Below are 14,694 nucleotides of genomic sequence, written 5' to 3'. Positions count from 1 at the left end.
GCCATGGATCTTGGACTGAAGGACCGGGTGTACGTCGTCACCGGGGCCACGCGCGGCCTCGGCAACGCCGCCGCGCGCGAGCTGGTCGCGGACGGCGCGAAGGTGGTCGTCACGGGGCGGGACGACCAGCGTGCCGCCGACGCGGCGAAGGAGCTGGGGCCGAACGCGGTCGGCGTCGGCGTCGACAACGCCGACCCCGAGACGCCCGCACGGCTGATCGCAGCCGCCCGCGAGCACTTCGGGGGGTTCGACGGCATCCTCGTCAGCGTGGGCGGGCCGCCGCCGGGGTTCGTCGCCGACAACAGCGACGAGCAGTGGCAGACGGCGTTCGAGTCGGTGTTCCTCGGCGCGGTGCGGCTCGCGCGGGCGGCCGCCGCCGAGCTGGAGGCCGGGGGTGTCATCGGGTTCGTGCTGTCGGGGTCGGTGCACGAGCCGATTCCGGGGCTGACGATCTCCAACGGACTGCGGCCCGGCCTCGCGGGGTTCGCGAAGTCGCTCGCGGACGAGTTGGGGCCGCGGGGGATTCGGGTCGTGGGGTTGCTGCCGGCGCGGATCGACACGGATCGCGTGCGCGAGCTGGACGGGTTGTCGGCCGACCCGAAGGCCACTCGGGCCGCCAACGAGGCGCGGATTCCGCTGCGGCGGTACGGGACGCCGGAGGAGTTCGGGCGGACGGCCGCCTTCCTCCTGTCGCCGGGTGCTTCGTACCTGACCGGGATCATGGTTCCCGTCGACGGCGGGATGCGGCACGGTTTCTGACCGTCTCGTCGCTGGTCGCGGGTGGCTTCAGCTGACCCTCTCCGCACGGTGCTTGGCCGCCCTCAGGCGGACTTCCGCCGGGAGCGCCTTCAGGGCCGCCGATTCCCTCGCGTGGGTCAGGGACTCCGCCGTCAGGTGGTCCAGGGTGTCCCCCGGGTCCACATGCGGCTCCAGGAGGAGACGTACGTGGGCCTGGGGGGCGTCCCTGCGGCCCGTCAGATGGGCGTGGGCGTGGGAGACGCCGTTCAGGCCGGCCGCGTCGGCGGCCAGGACGCCCTCCAGGGCGCGGCCGCGCAGCAGGGCGCCCGCGCCGTCGCCGGTGTCGATGAGGACCTCGCCGAGCCGGCGGCGCCGCAGGACGGCGACCAGCCACCACAGGGCGAGCAGCACAAGGACGGTGAGGACGGCGAGGACGGCCGGCCACCACCAGGTCCGGTCCCGCCAGTGGGTGCGTTCGGCGGTGCTGAGCAGGACGTCGTGGGGGCCGTCGTGGATCCACCAGGAGGGCGCGGGGGCCCCCAGGCCGACGGCCAGCACCGAGCCGCCGACGACGACCAGGACGAGGCCCACGAGTCCCAGTGCCACCCGGTTGACGGTCCTGAGCATCGCCCTCACCCCTTCCTGCCGGGCCGGCGCACCTGCACCGACAGCGCCGGCGGACGGGCCAGGCCGAGGCCGCGGACCGCGTCACCGAGCACGGTGTCCAGGTCGGCGCGTACGTCGTCCAGGTCGCGGAAGTGGGAGACCGCGCGGACGTCGGCCCTGCGGCGCCTCGTGCGCACCCGCACCGACTGCACGCCGGCGACCTCCATGGCCCGGTCGCGCAGGACGAGCGCGGCGGCGTCGCGGTGGAGTCCGGCGCGGACGTCGGGCTGGGTGCGGCGCATGGGCAGGACGCGGCGCAGGCCCGGGGTGACGGCGAGGACGATCAGCCACAGGCCGAGGGCGAGGGCGACGCCCGCGCCGACGAGCACCCAGGTGTCGTCCAGGGGCCGTTCGGCGAGTTGCCGGGCCAGTTCCCAGCGGGCGTGGAGGGCGGGCCGGTGGGCGCGGACGGCGGCGATGTCGTAGAGGAAGGCGCCGGCGAGGGCCAGGAGCAGGAGCGCGACGATGCCCGCCGGGACACGGCGCGCGGACCAGAAGCGGCCGCTGCCCGGGGCGGGGCCCGGGTCGGTCTCCGGCACCTCCTCCGTGGGTTTTTCCAGGACCGGCAGTTGCTGCGTGGTGCCCTCGGAGCTCCGGGGCTCGCTCATCGCGTCCTCCCGCGTGCCGCGCCGTGCGCCTCCGTCAGGTGCAGCCGTTCGACCTGGACGGCGACTTCCGGCACCTCCATTCCCACCAACGCGCCTACCCGCTCGGTGACATGACGACGCACCGCGTGACAGCGCGGCCCGAGATCGGTCGGGTAGTCGAGTTCGAGATGGATACGGATGTGGGCCGCGTCGACGGGACGTCCGCCGCTCGCGCCGGGCCGGGAGTGGGGGTGGACGACGACGGTGGCCTGCGGGCGGGCGGCCTCGGAGGGCAGGCGTCCGACCGCCTCGCGTGCGGCCTGGGCGGCGATCTTGACGACGACCCGGTCGGCGATCCGGGTCGCGCCGCGTTCCCCCGGCGGGACGGCGGCGGACCCGGCGCCGAGCGCGTCGCTCCCCTCGCTCACTTACGTCACCGCCTGCGGTCTTCGCGTGTGCGGAAGAAGTCGCCGAGTTCCAGGTCCCCTTCCAGGAACCGGCCGACGACGAAGCCGATGGCGCCCAGCGCCGCCACCAGTACGAAGGCCCCGAACCCGCCGAAGTATCCGGCGAAGCCCAGTGCCATGCCGGCGATCATGCCGACCACGGCCATGCTCAACGTGCACTCCCCTCACCGGTCGCCCGGTCGGCGACCCGTCACTGGAGCCGGCTCTCCGGCTCCTCTTCCTCTTCCTCGGGCAGCTTGACGTCGCTCACCGCGATGTTGACCTCGACGACCTCGAGACCGGTCATCCGCTCGACGGCCGCGATGACGTTCTCGCGCACGTCTCGCGCGAGGTCGGAGATCGACACCCCGTAGTCGACCACGATCTCCAGGTCGAGCGCGGTCTGCACCTCGCCGACCTCGGCCTTGACGCCGCGCGTCACGGACTTCGCGCCGCCGGGCACCCGGTCGCGTACGGCCCCGAAGGTGCGGCTGAGGCCGCTTCCCATGGCGTGGACGCCGTCGACGTCGCGTGCCGCCAGTCCGGCGATCTTCTCCACGACTCCGTCGGCGATCGTGGTGCGCCCTCGGGACGCCGGGGCTCCGCCTCCGCGCCTGGTGGGCTTGCGGGTCTGTACCGCCTCGGTACCGCTGTCCGGGGCCTGCGTCCGGTTCTGCTCCGATGTCTCACTCATCGCCGTATGTCCTTTTCGATTGTCCTCCTTCGACCACCGTAAGCGCGGTTCCCGAACCGCGCTCCGGCAATGCGGCACGCTGGAGGAATGACGGCGGATCGGTGGACGACTGCGGTACGGCAACAGCTCGGCCTGGGCAGACTGCTGCCCCTGGGCGGGCCGCGGGACGGGGCGTGGATCGCGGAGAACGCGGCGGAGGGGGTGCTGCGGCGGGCGGTGCGGGAGGTGCCGGGGGTGCGCCTGGGACCGCTGCGCCTCGCGCCGGCGGATCCGGAGGGCGCGGGGGAGGCCGTCGTACCGCCTCCGCCGAGTGGGCTGCCGCCGGGGCCCTTGCGGGTGACGGCGGACTTCGCGGCGACGGCCTCCCAGCCGCTGCCGGCGACGGCGTCCCGGCTGCGTACGGTGCTGGCGACGGCCGCGGCGGAGCGGCTCGGGCTGGTGGTGGCTCAGGTGGATCTTCGGGTGACGGCTCTCCTGGACGAGGAGCCCGGGGACGAGCCGGAGAAGGTGCGGCCGCCGCAGTTGTCCGAGGCGGCCCGCGAGGGTGACGAGGCGCGTGCGGCCGAAGCGGCTCTGTCCGTGCCGGGGGTCGCGGGGCTGACCGATGTGCTCGGGCGGGCGGTGCGGGTCGAGGAGCGGCAGGGCGCGGCCGCCGCCGTCGCCGCCCTGCCGCGCCTCCACGCGCGCGTGGAGATCGCGGTGAGCGCGGACCGCCGGGCACTGGACGTGGCCCGGGAGGTCCGTGGTGCGGTGGCGGCGGCGTTGCGGGATCAGCCGACGGTGGCGGTGCTGGTGACGGCGGTGGGCTGAGCGCTCACTCGCCGATGCCGGCCAGGTCCCGCAGCCGTCGGGCCTGGGCGGCTCGCTCGGCGGCGCGCTGCTCGTCGTAGGTACGGTCTGCCGCGCCCCGCAGCAGCGCCTTGGTCTCGACGGCCGCGTCCCGCGGGGCGGCCAGGATCGCCGCGGCCAGCTCACGGACCGTCGCGTCCAGCTCGGTCGCGGGTACGGCGATGTTGGCGAGCCCGGTGCTCACCGCTTCCTCCGCGTGCACGAAGCGGCCGGTCAGGCAGATCTCGGCGGCGCGGCCGTAGCCGACCAGGGAGACGAGGGGGTGGGTGCCGGTGAGGTCCGGTACGAGGCCGAGGCTGGTCTCGCGCATGGCGAACTGCACGTCGTCGGCGACGACGCGCAGGTCACAGGCGAGAGCGAGCTGGAAGCCCGCGCCGATGGCGTGGCCCTGGACGGCGGCGATCGACACGAGGTCGCTGCGTCGCCACCAGGTGAAGCCCTCCTGGAACCCGGCGATGGCGGCGTCGAGTTCGGCGTCGCCACTGCGCGCGAGATCGATGAAGGACGGCTCGCCCTCGATCCCCTCGGGCGTGAACATCTGCCGGTCGAGCCCGGCGGAGAAGGACTTGCCCTCGCCGCGCAGCACGACCACACGGACGGAGCCCGGCAACCGACGCCCGGCTTCGGCGAGCGCGCGCCACATCGCGGGACTCTGCGCGTTGCGCTTGGCCGGGTTGGTCAGCGTCACCGTGGCGAGCGCGTCGTCGACGGTGAGCCGTACGCCGTCCTTGTCGAGCAGGGGAGCGAGTTCCTGGTCGGGCGAAGCCATGGGGCGCCTCCGATGAGTGCGGTCAGCAGAGCGATGCTGGGAGCGTTGCTAAGTGACTGCACAGTAACCACCCGGCCGACCTCGTGATCCTCCAGGGCCCCTTAAGGGTCCGGAGGGAGACCGACCGGGTGGTCACCATCGAAGCCGGTGGGCCGCCCGGGTCAGGACGAGGCGGCCTTCTTGCCCCGCGTCGCCCCGCCACGCCCACGGAGCGTGACGCCCGACTCGCTGAGCATCCGGTGTACGAAGCCATACGAGCGGCCGGTTTCCTCGGCCAGTGCCCGGATGCTCGCACCGGAGTCGTACTTCTTCTTCAGGTCTGCCGCGAGCTTGTCGCGCGCGGCGCCGGTCACCCGGCTGCCCTTCTTCAGAGTCTCGGCCACCCGTGCCTCCTCATGGGAAGTGCGCTCTGGTCCCCTCATGATCACCCCTCTGGGCCCTGATGGCCACCCATTCGGCAAGGTCCGTGCGACATGGTTTTGACGACAGGAGCGCGTCCCCACAATCGGAACCTGTCATTCCAGGGGGTGGTGTTCGTGCGGCCGAACGGGTCCATTCGCGAAGTGCCAGGTCAGGGACGCGCGACGGCCGATCCCTTGTCGACGAAGGGATCGGCCGTGAAATGGATGTAGGACACACCTCGATACGAGGAGATCTCACACAGATGATGGATCACGAGTGGGCCGAATGATCCATACGCTGTGGATCACGCTTTCGATCAAGCCAGGGCGACGAGATCCGCGTAGTCGGAGCCCCACAGGTCCTCGACGCCGTCGGGGAGCAGGATGATCCGCTCGGGCTGGAGCGCCTCGACGGCGCCCTCGTCGTGGGTGACCAGGACGACCGCGCCCTTGTAGGTGCGCAGGGCGCCGAGGATCTCCTCGCGGCTGGCCGGGTCGAGGTTGTTGGTGGGCTCGTCGAGCAGCAGCACGTTCGCCGAGGAGACCACCAGGGTGGCCAGGGCCAGACGGGTCTTCTCACCGCCGGACAGGACACCCGCCGGCTTGTCGACGTCGTCGCCGGAGAACAGGAACGAGCCGAGCACCTTGCGGACCTCGACCAGGTCCATGTCGGGGGCGGCGGAGCGCATGTTCTCCAGGACCGTGCGCTCCGGGTCGAGGGTCTCGTGCTCCTGGGCGTAGTAGCCGAGCTTGAGGCCGTGGCCGGGGACGACCTGTCCGGTGTCGGGGTTCTCCACCCCGCCGAGCAGGCGCAGCAGGGTGGTCTTGCCCGCGCCGTTGAGACCGAGGATGACGACCCTCGACCCCTTGTCGATGGCCAGGTCGACGTCGGTGAAGATCTCCAGGGAGCCGTACGACTTCGACAGGCCCTCGGCCATCAGCGGGGTCTTGCCGCAGGGCGCGGGCTCCGGGAAGCGGAGCTTGGCGACCTTGTCGGACTGGCGGACCGCCTCCAGGCCGGAGAGCAGCTTGTCGGCGCGGCGGGCCATGTTCTGCGCGGCGACCGTCTTGGTGGCCTTGGCGCGCATCTTGTCGGCCTGCGCGTTGAGGGCGGCGGCCTTCTTCTCGGCGTTGGCGCGCTCGCGCTTGCGGCGCTTCTCGTCGGCCTCGCGCTGCTGCTGGTAGAGCTTCCAGCCCATGTTGTAGATGTCGATCTGGGAGCGGTTGGCGTCCAGGTAGAACACCTTGTTGACGACCGTCTCGACCAGGTCGACGTCGTGGGAGATGACGATGAAGCCGCCGCGGTAGGTCTTCAGGTAGTCCCGCAGCCAGATGATCGAGTCGGCGTCGAGGTGGTTCGTCGGCTCGTCGAGGAGCAGGGTGTCCGCGTCGGAGAACAGGATCCGTGCCAGCTCCACACGGCGGCGCTGACCGCCGGAGAGCGTGTGCAGGGGCTGGCCGAGGACACGGTCGGGCAGGTTGAGCGCGGCGGCGATCGTGGCGGCCTCGGCCTCGGCGGCGTACCCGCCCTTGGTGAGGAACTCCGTCTCCTGGCGCTCGTACTGCTTGAGGGCCTTCTCGCGGGTGGCGCCCTGGCCGTTGGCGATGCGCTGTTCGTTCTCGCGCATCTTGCGGATCAGGACGTCCAGGCCGCGCGCGGAGAGGATGCGGTCGCGGGCGAGGACGTCGAGGTCGCCGGTGCGGGGGTCCTGCGGGAGGTAGCCGACCTCGCCGGAGCGGGTGACGGTGCCGCCGGCGGGGATGCCCTCGCCGGCGAGGACCTTGGTCAGCGTGGTCTTGCCGGCGCCGTTGCGGCCGACCAGGCCGATGCGGTCGCCCTTGGCGACACGGAAGGAAGCGTTCTCGATGAGGATGCGGGCACCGGCGCGCAGCTCGATGCCGGAGGCGGAGATCACGGACAGACTCCAGGGCGGGGTCGTAGGCGGGATGGGCGGCTGAGGACGTTCCCGCCGTCTAATGCGCGAGGAGAATGGCCATGGGGCCAGTCTAACGGGGCCCTGCAACCAGTTTTCCCGGTTCGGGTGTTCGATCTCCCCGTGCTCCGGGTCGAGGGGCGTTGTCAGTGGGGGCTGCCAGACTGGGCGGTGGATGACATGTCCGGCGGGAGTGAAGACGTTTCCGGCGGGAATCGAGTGGTCCGTCCGGCAGGGGTCACAAGGGAGTGATCGGTGTGGCAGGGATGAACGGCGGGCGTCCGAGCGTCTGCCCGACGGTGCTGTACCGGGACGCGAAGGCGGCGATCCGGCAGCTCACGCAGGCCTTCGGGTTCACGGAGCTGTCCGTGTACGAGGGCGAGGACGGCTCGGTGCTCCACGCCGAGCTGGCGCAGGGCAACGGCGTGGTGATGCTGGGCTCGAAGGGCCGCGGCGGTGTCTTCGACACGGCGATGAAGGACGCCGGCCCCGCGGGGGTGTACGTCGTCGTGGACGACGTCGACGCCCACCACCGGCGGGCCGTGGAGCACGGCGTGGAGATCCTCATGCCCCCGACGGACCAGGACTACGGCTCCCGGGACTACATGGCCCGCGACGCCGAGGGCAACATCTGGAGCTTCGGCACCTACGCGCCCGAGATACAGGGCTGAGGCTGACGGTTTCCCCGGCGGCCTCGCTGACCGGTCCGCCCGGAGGGCCGGTGGTCAGCTGCCCCCGGTGTGGACCTGGAAGGCGGCCCGGCGGACGGCCTTCGCCAGCGCCGGGTCGGGATGCGCGGCGGCCAGCGCCACCAGGACCTGCACGGTGCGCGGGTGTCCGACCGCGCGCACCTCGTTCAGCAGCGCGGGGACGGTCGGCTGCAGCGCGGACTCCAGGTGACGCACCAGCATCGGCGCCTCGCCGTGGTCGGCGACGGCCGCGGCGGTGTCGACCCACAGCCAGGTGGCCTCCTCCCGGGTGAGCACCTCGTGCGCGTCCTCCGGGTCCACCCCGTCGTGCTCGGCGAGCCAGAGCAGGGCGTACGGCCTGAGGGCCGGCTCCTCGACGACGGCGCGGACGTCGGGCTCGGCGGGGGCTCCGACGACGCGCAGCGCCTCGAAGGCGAGGCCGCGCAGCAGGGCGTCCTCGCCACGGGCGGCGAACAGCAGCTCGGTGACGGCGCTGCCGACGGGGCGGGCGGCGAGCCAGGCACGGTACTCGGCGCGGGCCGCGTTCGGGCGGAGCTGGGCGCAGCCGCGGAGCATCTCCTCGGCGGAGACCTCGATGTTCCCGGCGGGGCTCTGCGCGGCAACGCAGATCTGCTCCAGCTTGACCCAGACCGCCCAGTTGCCGAGCGGGGTGAGGGTGGCGTGCCCGTCGCCGCAGGTGAGGGCGCCCACGGAGGCGAGGGCGTGCAGGGCCCAGTCGAGGAGGGGGGCGAGTTCGTCGTTCCGGGCGGGCTCCGCCGGGTCGGTGCCGGCGTCGGCGGAGGGGGCCGGGGTCCCGGGGGTCGCGGTGTCGGCCTCGGGGCCGTAGGAGACCTCGCAGCGCTCGGTGCGCAGTTCGGTGACGCGCTGGCGCAGCAGGTCGAGAAGCTGGTCCACGGGGACGGGGCCGGCGGACAGCTGGAGGAAGGAAAGCACCTGCGGCATGGCCGAGACGACTTCGGCGACGGTGCCGGGCTCCTCGCCCGCGGGCTCCGGGGTGGCGAGCGACCAGGCGTCGAAGAGGGCGACCCAGCCGCGCAGTACGGCGCTGTCGTCACGGTCCCAGGCGCGCAGCCGCCAGCCCGGGCGGGCGCTGTCGCCGTGCACCTCGACGAGGCCGGCGAGGCGGGCGGTGTCCCAGTCGGCACGGATCTGAGCCGGGGTCAGGCCGAGGTCGCGGGCCGCCCGTTCGGTGGTCGCGTCGGAGAGGGTGGCCTTGCCGTCGTCGGTCGCTCCGTCACGGCCGGGGCCGAGGGCGGCGTCGGCCCAGCGCGCGACACGGGCCGCGTCGGCGAGACCTGAGCGCGCCATTCTGGCCAGCTCCGCCGGGGCCGGTGTGCCCTCCGGCGGGCGGGGCGCGGGGCGGCGCGTGCGCCGCTGGTTCACAGCTGAGGGGGCGCCGGCCAGGGGTCGCGGGCGGACGAGTCGAAGCCTGGAGTCGCGCGGGATACGGGACGTCACGGGTGCAGTCTTCCGGTTGACGGTCCGAAAACCCAAACGGAATGTCACGACGGGCTACGGGACTGGCCAACGCACGGGGGTCGGAGAGGGCCGGAGAGGCGTGATCAAGCCACTGGTACGGGCTTAAACGGAACCACTGGGGCGGGGTCGGGGGGGTGTCGGGGGCGGGGTCGTGCGGGACGGCTGCGGCGGTCCTCGCCGGCCGCCGGGCGGGGAAGTCCGCCGGTCGGCGCCGCCCCGCGCCACCCGGAAAACGCGCGCCCAGGCGCGGTCGTCGGCCGGAAGGCGCTGCGGTGGCGGCCGTCGTCGCGTCCGGAGCGGAACCTCGGACGTCCGTTCGACATCAAGCAAGGCGGACAGGCCGAGGCGTACCGACGACACGGGGGGCACACGATGGGCAGGCGGATCAGGGGGGCGGCGCTGGCGTGCGTCCTTCTCGCGACGGGCGTCGCGACGGGCTGCACGGCCGAAACACCGGAGGACTCCCGTCCCAGCACGCCGTCCCGCTCCGCATCGCCCACCCAGGCTGCCCGCGGCGACGCGGGTGCGCGGGCGGGAATCGAGGCCGCCTACCGCAAGTGGGGCATCAAGCCGCTGGCCGCTCCGCCCGCCCCGCCCGCCACCAAGCCGGCCGGGCGCCCGGCTGCCGGAGGGCCGGTGCCGGTGATCAGCGAGATACCCACCAAGGAGAAGATCGTCTTTCTCACGTTCGACGACGGGGCGGAGAAGGACCCGGAGTTCGTGACCATGATGCGGGAGCTGAAGATCCCCTTCACGATGTTCCTGACGGACTCCGCCATCCGCACCGACTACGGCTACTTCAGCAAGCTCCAGCGGCTCGGCAACGGCGTCCAGAACCACACGCTGACGCATCCGAACCTGCGCACCCTGGGCATGACCGCTCAGAAAGAGGAGATCTGCGGCCAGCAGGACAAGCTGAAGGATCGATACGGCACCGCTCCCCGGCTGTTCCGTCCCCCCTACGGCAACTGGAACGAGGACACCCGCGCCGCCGCGGCGTCCTGCGGCGTCGAGGCGATCGTCCTGTGGCGCGAGTCCATGCAGATCAAGAACATGCAGTACCAGCGCGGCGACAAGAAGCTCCACCCGGGCGACATCATCCTGGCGCACTTCCGCGGGCCGTCCGACCTCAAGGGCACGACGATGACCGAGATGACCGCGAACATGCTGCGTCACGTCCAGGAGCAGGGCTTCACGGTGGCCCGACTGGAGGACTACCTGTAGTCCACCACCGGGAGGCCCCCCGCTGGCAGGCCCCTCACCGGCCGCATCGGCCGGCACCACGTCATGACCGGCTCGCGTGGATCACATCAAGGGCGTCAGGAAGCGGCGCAGGGCTTCCTCGTAGGCGTCCGGGTCGGCGTTCCACATGGCGGCGTGGGGGGCCCGGGGGACGGGGTGGAGGGTGATCAGGTCGGGGCGGCGGGCGGCCAGCAGGCGGGTGGTCGTCCAGGGGGCGACCGTGTCGTCGGGGCCGTGGATGATCAGGGTGGGGACGCTCAGGTCCGTGGTCTCGTCGGCGCGCTCGGCGTTCAGGCCCGTGCGGCCCTGGGCGGCGCGGACGGCCAGGGGGAGCAGCGCGCCCGGGGTGCGGCGGGCGGCGGCGAGGGCGCGCAGCGTCGCCTGCCAGTCGAGGACCGGGGAGTCCAGCACCAGGCCGGAGACCAGGTCGCGCAGCTCCGAGCGGGCGGCGGCGCGCAGGGCCATGGTGGCGCCGGTGGACCAGCCCAGCAGGACGAGCCGTTCGGCGCCGTGGCGGACGGCGTACCGCATCGCCGCGTCCACGTCGCGCCACTCGGTCTCGCCGAAGTGGTTCAGGCCGTCAGGGGGGCGGGGCGCGCCGAGGTCGCCGCGGTAGGAGAGGGCGAGCACGGGGAAGCGGCGGCCGTGCAGGAAGGCGAGGAGGTTCAGGGCGTGTTCGCGGGTGGTGCCCAGGCCGTGCACGGCGATGACCCAGGTGCTGCGGGCGGCGGGGACGTACCAGGCGGGCAGCGAGCCGAGTTCGCCGGGGATGCCGACGTCGGTGTGGTCGAGGCCGAGCGCGCCGCTCGGGTCGCCGACGTACAGGTTCGGGGTGAGCCACACCGCGTCGCCGCGGCTCAGCGTGCCGTGGGTGACGCGTTCCAGGCGGCGTACGACCGTGTCGGCGGAGTGCGGGACGGTGGTCAGGACGGGGCCGACGACCGCGTGGGAGCCGTCGCCCGAGAGGCCGTAGGTACCGGGGCGCAGGGCGGCGAGGTCGCGGGTGAGGAGGACCTGACCGGCGGCCGTGCCGTGCACGGTGAGCCGGGGTTCGGTGGGCAGGGGGCGGCCGGGCGGCGCCTTGAGCGCGGCGTCGCTGGCGAACCGGCCGGCGGCGACACTGGCGGCGCCGGTGGCCAGGGCTGCGGTGACGGCGGCGGCCGTCGCGGTGACAGTGCGCACCTGTCCAGTGTCCTGGCCGATCGTCCTACCGGCCAGTGGTGGGACGGGCGAAGCCGTCCGGGGCTGCTCTGCCGGGGACCGGCCGGTCTCACTTCCGCTGCCCGTACCCTCGCAACCGCTCCCCCACCTCCGCCAGCTGCTCCTCGGTCAGGAGGGTCGGTGTCCGGCCGGGTACCGAGGACGCCGTCAGCCACAGGCGGCACATCCACTCCAGTTGGGCGGTGCGGTCGTAGGCCTGGTCGAGGGTGTTGCCGTAGGTGAGGGTGCCGTGGTTCTGGAGGAGGCAGCCGGTGCGGTCGGCGAGGGCGTGGAGCATGTTCTCGGCCAGCTCCTCGGTGCCGTACGCCGCATAGGGGGCGACCCGGACGGGGCCGCCGAGGGCGGCCGCCATGTAGTGGACGGTCGGGAGTTCGGTCACGAGGGTGGAGACGGCCGTGGCGTGCACGGCGTGGGTGTGGACGACGGCGCGGGCGTCGGTGGTGCGGTGGACGGCGAGGTGCATGGGCAGTTCGCTGGTCGGGACCAGCGTGCCGAGCACCTGCCGGCCGTCGAGGTCGACGCCGGTGATGTCGTCCGGGGTGAGGCGGTCGTAGGGCACGCCCGACGGTGTGACCAGCACCGTGTCGCCGACGCGCACCGAGACGTTGCCGGAGGTGCCGACGACCAGTCCGTCGGCGACGGTGCGGCGTGCCGTGGCGACGAGCGCCTCCCAGGCCCGTGCCTCCTCCTCACCGCGCATGCCGTCCATGTGGTCACGGGCGTCCCGCCGGTCGCGTCGCTGCTCAGCCATACCGCGATCCTGCCAGGAGGGGCGTGCGCCGTCGCCCGGCGCGGGCGCCTCACCGGCGCCGGCGCCGTGGGCCGGCTCCTGCGTCCGCAGGGTCGTCGTGGACCTTCCGGCGGTACGACATCGGGGGCGGTCTGCCGGGTGACGAAAATCTCTTCAACGGCTCCGCTGAGGGCCTGGTGAGGTGCGCCCGGGGCTCCTGGCCGTGCGGCGCCTGGCTCGCCCCGGCGGAGCGGAACAGCATTCCCCACTTGTGGACACCGTGATGCCCGCCCCAGTTCACCTTCCGTTCACTCAGGTTACCTACGTTCGTCCGACCAATGACCTCGAACGAATGCCTGGGTAAATGGAAAGCTTCTCGCTGATCCTCGCGATTGTGGTGGTAACCGCACTCGCGTTCGATTTCACGAACGGTTTCCACGACACCGCCAACGCGATGGCCACGACCATCTCGACCGGTGCGCTCAAGCCCAAGGTCGCGGTGGCCATGTCCGCCGTGCTGAACCTCGTGGGCGCCTTCCTCTCCGTGGAGGTCGCCAACACGATCTCCAAGGGTCTCGTCGACGAGACCGGTATACGTCCCGAGGTCATCTTCGCCGCCCTGGTCGGCGCGATCCTCTGGAACCTGCTGACCTGGCTCGTGGGCCTCCCGTCCAGCTCCTCGCACGCCCTCATGGGTGGTCTGATCGGCGCCACCATCGCCTCGGCGGGCGTCGGCGCGGTGCACGGCGACGTGCTCGTCACCAAGGTGCTGATCCCGGCGATCGCGGCCCCGCTGGTCGCGGGCATCGCCGCGATGCTCGCCACGCGCCTGTCGTACACGCTCGGCAGGAAGGCCGACGGCAAGGCCGCCGAGAAGGGCTACCGCGCGGGCCAGATCGCCTCCGCCGGCCTGGTCTCCCTCGCGCACGGCACGAACGACGCCCAGAAGACGATGGGCATCATCACCCTCGCCCTGGTCGCCGGCGGCGCCGTCGCGCCCGACTCCGACCCGCCCCTGTGGGTCATCCTCTCCGCGGGCCTCGCGATCGCGCTCGGCACCTACCTCGGCGGCTGGCGCATCATCCGCACCATGGGCAGGGGCCTGACCGACCTCCAGCCGCAGCAGGGCTTCGCCGCCCAGACCAGCGCGGCGACCGTCATCCTCGCCTCCTCCCACCTCGGCTTCTCCCTCTCCACCACGCACTCCGTCTCCGGCTCGGTGATGGGCGCGGGCCTCGGCCGCAAGGGCGGCGTCGTCCGCTGGTCGACCGCCACCCGCATGTTCGTCGCCTGGGGCCTGACGCTGCCCGCGGCGGCCCTGGTCGGCGCGATCGCCGAGTGGGTGACCGGCCTCGGCGACTGGGGTACGGCGCTCGTCGCGGTGTTCCTCGTCGCCTCCAGCGCGGCGATCTGGAAGATCTCGCGCCGCGAGGTCGTCGACCACAACAACGTCAACGACACCGAGGAGCCGCCCGGCGTGGTGACCACCGCGATCGCCGCGGTGACCCCGCCTCCCACGGGCACGGTGACCGAGGACCTGACGGCCACGATCCCCGCCCCCACGGGCGAGTCGGCTCCGCCGGCCGCCACCACCCCCGTCTGAGCCCCGGCACCCGGGTACGAAGGAAGAAGCATCATGAAGATCGACTGGGCTGCCCTCGGCTCCGTCTTCGGCGTCAGCCTCGTGGTCACCGTGGCCCTCGTGGCCCTGTTCACCCTCGGCATCGCGGGCCTGTCCCGCCGCGAGCGCGCCGCCGCCCAGGGCGAGTCGGCCGCGCTGGCCCTCACCGCGGCGTACGCGTGCTTCGCGGCCTGCGCGGCGGCGGTGGCGTACGGCATCTCACTGATCGTCGCCTGACGCCGGACGCTCCGGCGTACGCGGGGTGCGGGACGGATCGCCGTCCCGCACCTCGCCTTTTCGTGCCCCGGCGCACGCCCGCGTGTGGGGTTCTGCACACTCTCCCCGCGCAGGTCAACAGCAAGTTGACGGCCCTTCCGGGCCCGTGGTGGACTGCCGGAGCCATGTACGGCGGCAGGAGAGGAAGCCGGTGTGAGTCCGGCGCGGTCCCGCCACTGTCACCGGGGTGGACAACCCCGGGAGCCAGGAACTCTCGTCGCCGGTCTCGTCGAACCAGGGCGTGGACACCCTGAGTGAGGACATATCGCCATGCTCGGCTGCCGTTCGAGGTTCAGCACCCGGTCGTTGCCCGACTCCACGGTCGGCTGAG

At 72.8% G+C, this 14,694-nt stretch carries 17 protein-coding genes and 1 riboswitch; of the genes, 6 read left to right on the top strand and 11 right to left on the bottom strand.

The window, feature by feature from the left end:
• Nucleotides 1–3 precede the first annotated feature (3 nt).
• A complete protein-coding gene (locus ACPT94_RS21870; protein ID WP_360339968.1) occupies nt 4–759 on the top strand; it encodes an SDR family oxidoreductase in 756 nt (251 codons plus the stop codon).
• A gap of 27 nt (nt 760–786) precedes the next feature.
• Here the strand turns inward: ACPT94_RS21870 and amaP are convergent, their stop codons facing one another.
• The 5 genes from amaP to ACPT94_RS21845 are packed head-to-tail and all read right to left on the bottom strand — an operon-like array spanning nt 787 to nt 3,131.
• Entirely contained in the window at nt 787–1,365 is a 579-nt protein-coding gene (gene amaP, locus ACPT94_RS21865; RefSeq protein WP_360339971.1) for an alkaline shock response membrane anchor protein AmaP, read from the bottom strand.
• Between the two features lie 5 nt (nt 1,366–1,370).
• Nucleotides 1,371–2,012, bottom strand: a complete 642-nt coding sequence (locus tag ACPT94_RS21860) for a DUF6286 domain-containing protein (protein ID WP_360339974.1) — start codon at nt 2,010–2,012, stop codon at nt 1,371–1,373.
• Nucleotides 2,009–2,419, bottom strand: coding sequence for an Asp23/Gls24 family envelope stress response protein (locus ACPT94_RS21855; protein ID WP_360339977.1), 411 nt, complete (start codon nt 2,417–2,419; stop codon nt 2,009–2,011). Before ACPT94_RS21855 ends, ACPT94_RS21860 begins: the two co-directional genes overlap by 4 nt.
• A 5-nt stretch (nt 2,420–2,424) precedes the next feature.
• The gene (locus ACPT94_RS21850) at nt 2,425–2,610 is read right to left on the bottom strand and encodes a hypothetical protein (RefSeq protein ID WP_360339980.1); all 186 of its coding nucleotides are present in this window, start codon (nt 2,608–2,610) and stop codon (nt 2,425–2,427) included.
• 38 nt (nt 2,611–2,648) lie between these two features.
• Nucleotides 2,649–3,131, bottom strand: coding sequence for an Asp23/Gls24 family envelope stress response protein (locus ACPT94_RS21845; RefSeq protein WP_360339983.1), 483 nt, complete (start codon nt 3,129–3,131; stop codon nt 2,649–2,651).
• An 87-nt stretch (nt 3,132–3,218) separates the two neighbouring features.
• Between ACPT94_RS21845 and ACPT94_RS21840 the strand changes: the two genes are divergently transcribed.
• Nucleotides 3,219–3,941: a nucleopolyhedrovirus P10 family protein gene (locus ACPT94_RS21840; protein ID WP_360339986.1), complete on the top strand. Its 723-nt coding sequence runs from the start codon at nt 3,219–3,221 to the stop codon at nt 3,939–3,941.
• A gap of 4 nt (nt 3,942–3,945) precedes the next feature.
• On the opposite strand, the gene ACPT94_RS21835 is transcribed toward ACPT94_RS21840, so the two are convergent.
• The 3 genes from ACPT94_RS21835 to ACPT94_RS21825 all read right to left on the bottom strand — a co-directional run bounded on the left by ACPT94_RS21835 (nt 3,946) and on the right by ACPT94_RS21825 (nt 7,066).
• Complete coding sequence (locus ACPT94_RS21835; protein ID WP_360339989.1) at nt 3,946–4,749, bottom strand: enoyl-CoA hydratase/isomerase family protein; 804 nt, start codon at nt 4,747–4,749, stop codon at nt 3,946–3,948.
• Nucleotides 4,750–4,910: 161 nt separating this feature from the next.
• Nucleotides 4,911–5,132 carry a helix-turn-helix domain-containing protein gene (locus tag ACPT94_RS21830; protein ID WP_004002281.1) on the bottom strand — a complete coding sequence of 74 codons (222 nt, stop codon included), beginning with the start codon at nt 5,130–5,132 and terminating at the stop codon, nt 4,911–4,913.
• A 335-nt stretch (nt 5,133–5,467) separates the two neighbouring features.
• Complete coding sequence (locus ACPT94_RS21825; RefSeq protein WP_360339992.1) at nt 5,468–7,066, bottom strand: ABC-F family ATP-binding cassette domain-containing protein; 1,599 nt, start codon at nt 7,064–7,066, stop codon at nt 5,468–5,470.
• A gap of 284 nt (nt 7,067–7,350) precedes the next feature.
• Here ACPT94_RS21825 and ACPT94_RS21820 point away from each other — a divergent pair, with 284 nt between their 5' ends.
• Nucleotides 7,351–7,755 (top strand): VOC family protein, encoded by a 405-nt coding sequence (locus tag ACPT94_RS21820; RefSeq protein WP_360340242.1) that lies wholly within the window; start codon nt 7,351–7,353, stop codon nt 7,753–7,755.
• A 54-nt stretch (nt 7,756–7,809) separates the two neighbouring features.
• Here the strand turns inward: ACPT94_RS21820 and ACPT94_RS21815 are convergent, their stop codons facing one another.
• A complete protein-coding gene (locus tag ACPT94_RS21815) occupies nt 7,810–9,252 on the bottom strand; it encodes a hypothetical protein (RefSeq protein ID WP_360339995.1) in 1,443 nt (480 codons plus the stop codon).
• A 393-nt stretch (nt 9,253–9,645) separates the two neighbouring features.
• On the opposite strand from ACPT94_RS21815, the gene ACPT94_RS21810 reads away from it, so the two are divergent.
• Nucleotides 9,646–10,497: a polysaccharide deacetylase family protein gene (locus ACPT94_RS21810; RefSeq protein ID WP_425246595.1), complete on the top strand. Its 852-nt coding sequence runs from the start codon at nt 9,646–9,648 to the stop codon at nt 10,495–10,497.
• 81 nt (nt 10,498–10,578) lie between these two features.
• Here the strand turns inward: ACPT94_RS21810 and ACPT94_RS21805 are convergent, their stop codons facing one another.
• Nucleotides 10,579–11,697: an alpha/beta hydrolase family protein gene (locus ACPT94_RS21805; protein ID WP_425246594.1), complete on the bottom strand. Its 1,119-nt coding sequence runs from the start codon at nt 11,695–11,697 to the stop codon at nt 10,579–10,581.
• Between the two features lie 88 nt (nt 11,698–11,785).
• Entirely contained in the window at nt 11,786–12,487 is a 702-nt protein-coding gene (locus tag ACPT94_RS21800; protein WP_360340004.1) for a class II aldolase/adducin family protein, read from the bottom strand.
• 343 nt (nt 12,488–12,830) lie between these two features.
• On the opposite strand from ACPT94_RS21800, the gene ACPT94_RS21795 reads away from it, so the two are divergent.
• The gene (locus tag ACPT94_RS21795) at nt 12,831–14,069 is read left to right on the top strand and encodes an inorganic phosphate transporter (protein ID WP_360340007.1); all 1,239 of its coding nucleotides are present in this window, start codon (nt 12,831–12,833) and stop codon (nt 14,067–14,069) included.
• A gap of 33 nt (nt 14,070–14,102) precedes the next feature.
• Entirely contained in the window at nt 14,103–14,324 is a 222-nt protein-coding gene (locus tag ACPT94_RS21790; protein ID WP_360340010.1) for a hypothetical protein, read from the top strand.
• Between the two features lie 132 nt (nt 14,325–14,456).
• A riboswitch (cobalamin riboswitch) is annotated at nt 14,457–14,596 on the top strand.
• The last annotated feature ends 98 nt before the right edge of the window (nt 14,597–14,694 follow it).

It is taken from the genome of Streptomyces aurantiaciflavus (assembly GCF_049808595.1).
GTDB lineage: Bacteria > Actinomycetota > Actinomycetes > Streptomycetales > Streptomycetaceae > Streptomyces.
This window is presented reverse-complemented; position numbering and strand designations above follow the sequence as displayed.

Excerpts from the sequence above, each read along its gene's own strand:
- ACPT94_RS21840 (WP_360339986.1), top strand. The coding sequence starts at position 3,219 with ATGACGGCGGATCGGTGGACGACTGCGGTACGGCAACAGCTCGGCCTG.
- amaP (WP_360339971.1), bottom strand. The coding sequence starts at position 1,365 with ATGCTCAGGACCGTCAACCGGGTGGCACTGGGACTCGTGGGCCTCGTC.
- ACPT94_RS21795 (WP_360340007.1), top strand. The coding sequence starts at position 12,831 with ATGGAAAGCTTCTCGCTGATCCTCGCGATTGTGGTGGTAACCGCACTC.
- ACPT94_RS21810 (WP_425246595.1), top strand. The coding sequence starts at position 9,646 with ATGGGCAGGCGGATCAGGGGGGCGGCGCTGGCGTGCGTCCTTCTCGCG.
- ACPT94_RS21845 (WP_360339983.1), bottom strand. The coding sequence starts at position 3,131 with ATGAGTGAGACATCGGAGCAGAACCGGACGCAGGCCCCGGACAGCGGT.
- ACPT94_RS21800 (WP_360340004.1), bottom strand. The coding sequence starts at position 12,487 with ATGGCTGAGCAGCGACGCGACCGGCGGGACGCCCGTGACCACATGGAC.
- ACPT94_RS21870 (WP_360339968.1), top strand. The coding sequence starts at position 4 with ATGGATCTTGGACTGAAGGACCGGGTGTACGTCGTCACCGGGGCCACG.
- ACPT94_RS21820 (WP_360340242.1), top strand. The coding sequence starts at position 7,351 with ATGAACGGCGGGCGTCCGAGCGTCTGCCCGACGGTGCTGTACCGGGAC.
- ACPT94_RS21790 (WP_360340010.1), top strand. The coding sequence starts at position 14,103 with ATGAAGATCGACTGGGCTGCCCTCGGCTCCGTCTTCGGCGTCAGCCTC.
- ACPT94_RS21835 (WP_360339989.1), bottom strand. The coding sequence starts at position 4,749 with ATGGCTTCGCCCGACCAGGAACTCGCTCCCCTGCTCGACAAGGACGGC.
- ACPT94_RS21860 (WP_360339974.1), bottom strand. The coding sequence starts at position 2,012 with ATGAGCGAGCCCCGGAGCTCCGAGGGCACCACGCAGCAACTGCCGGTC.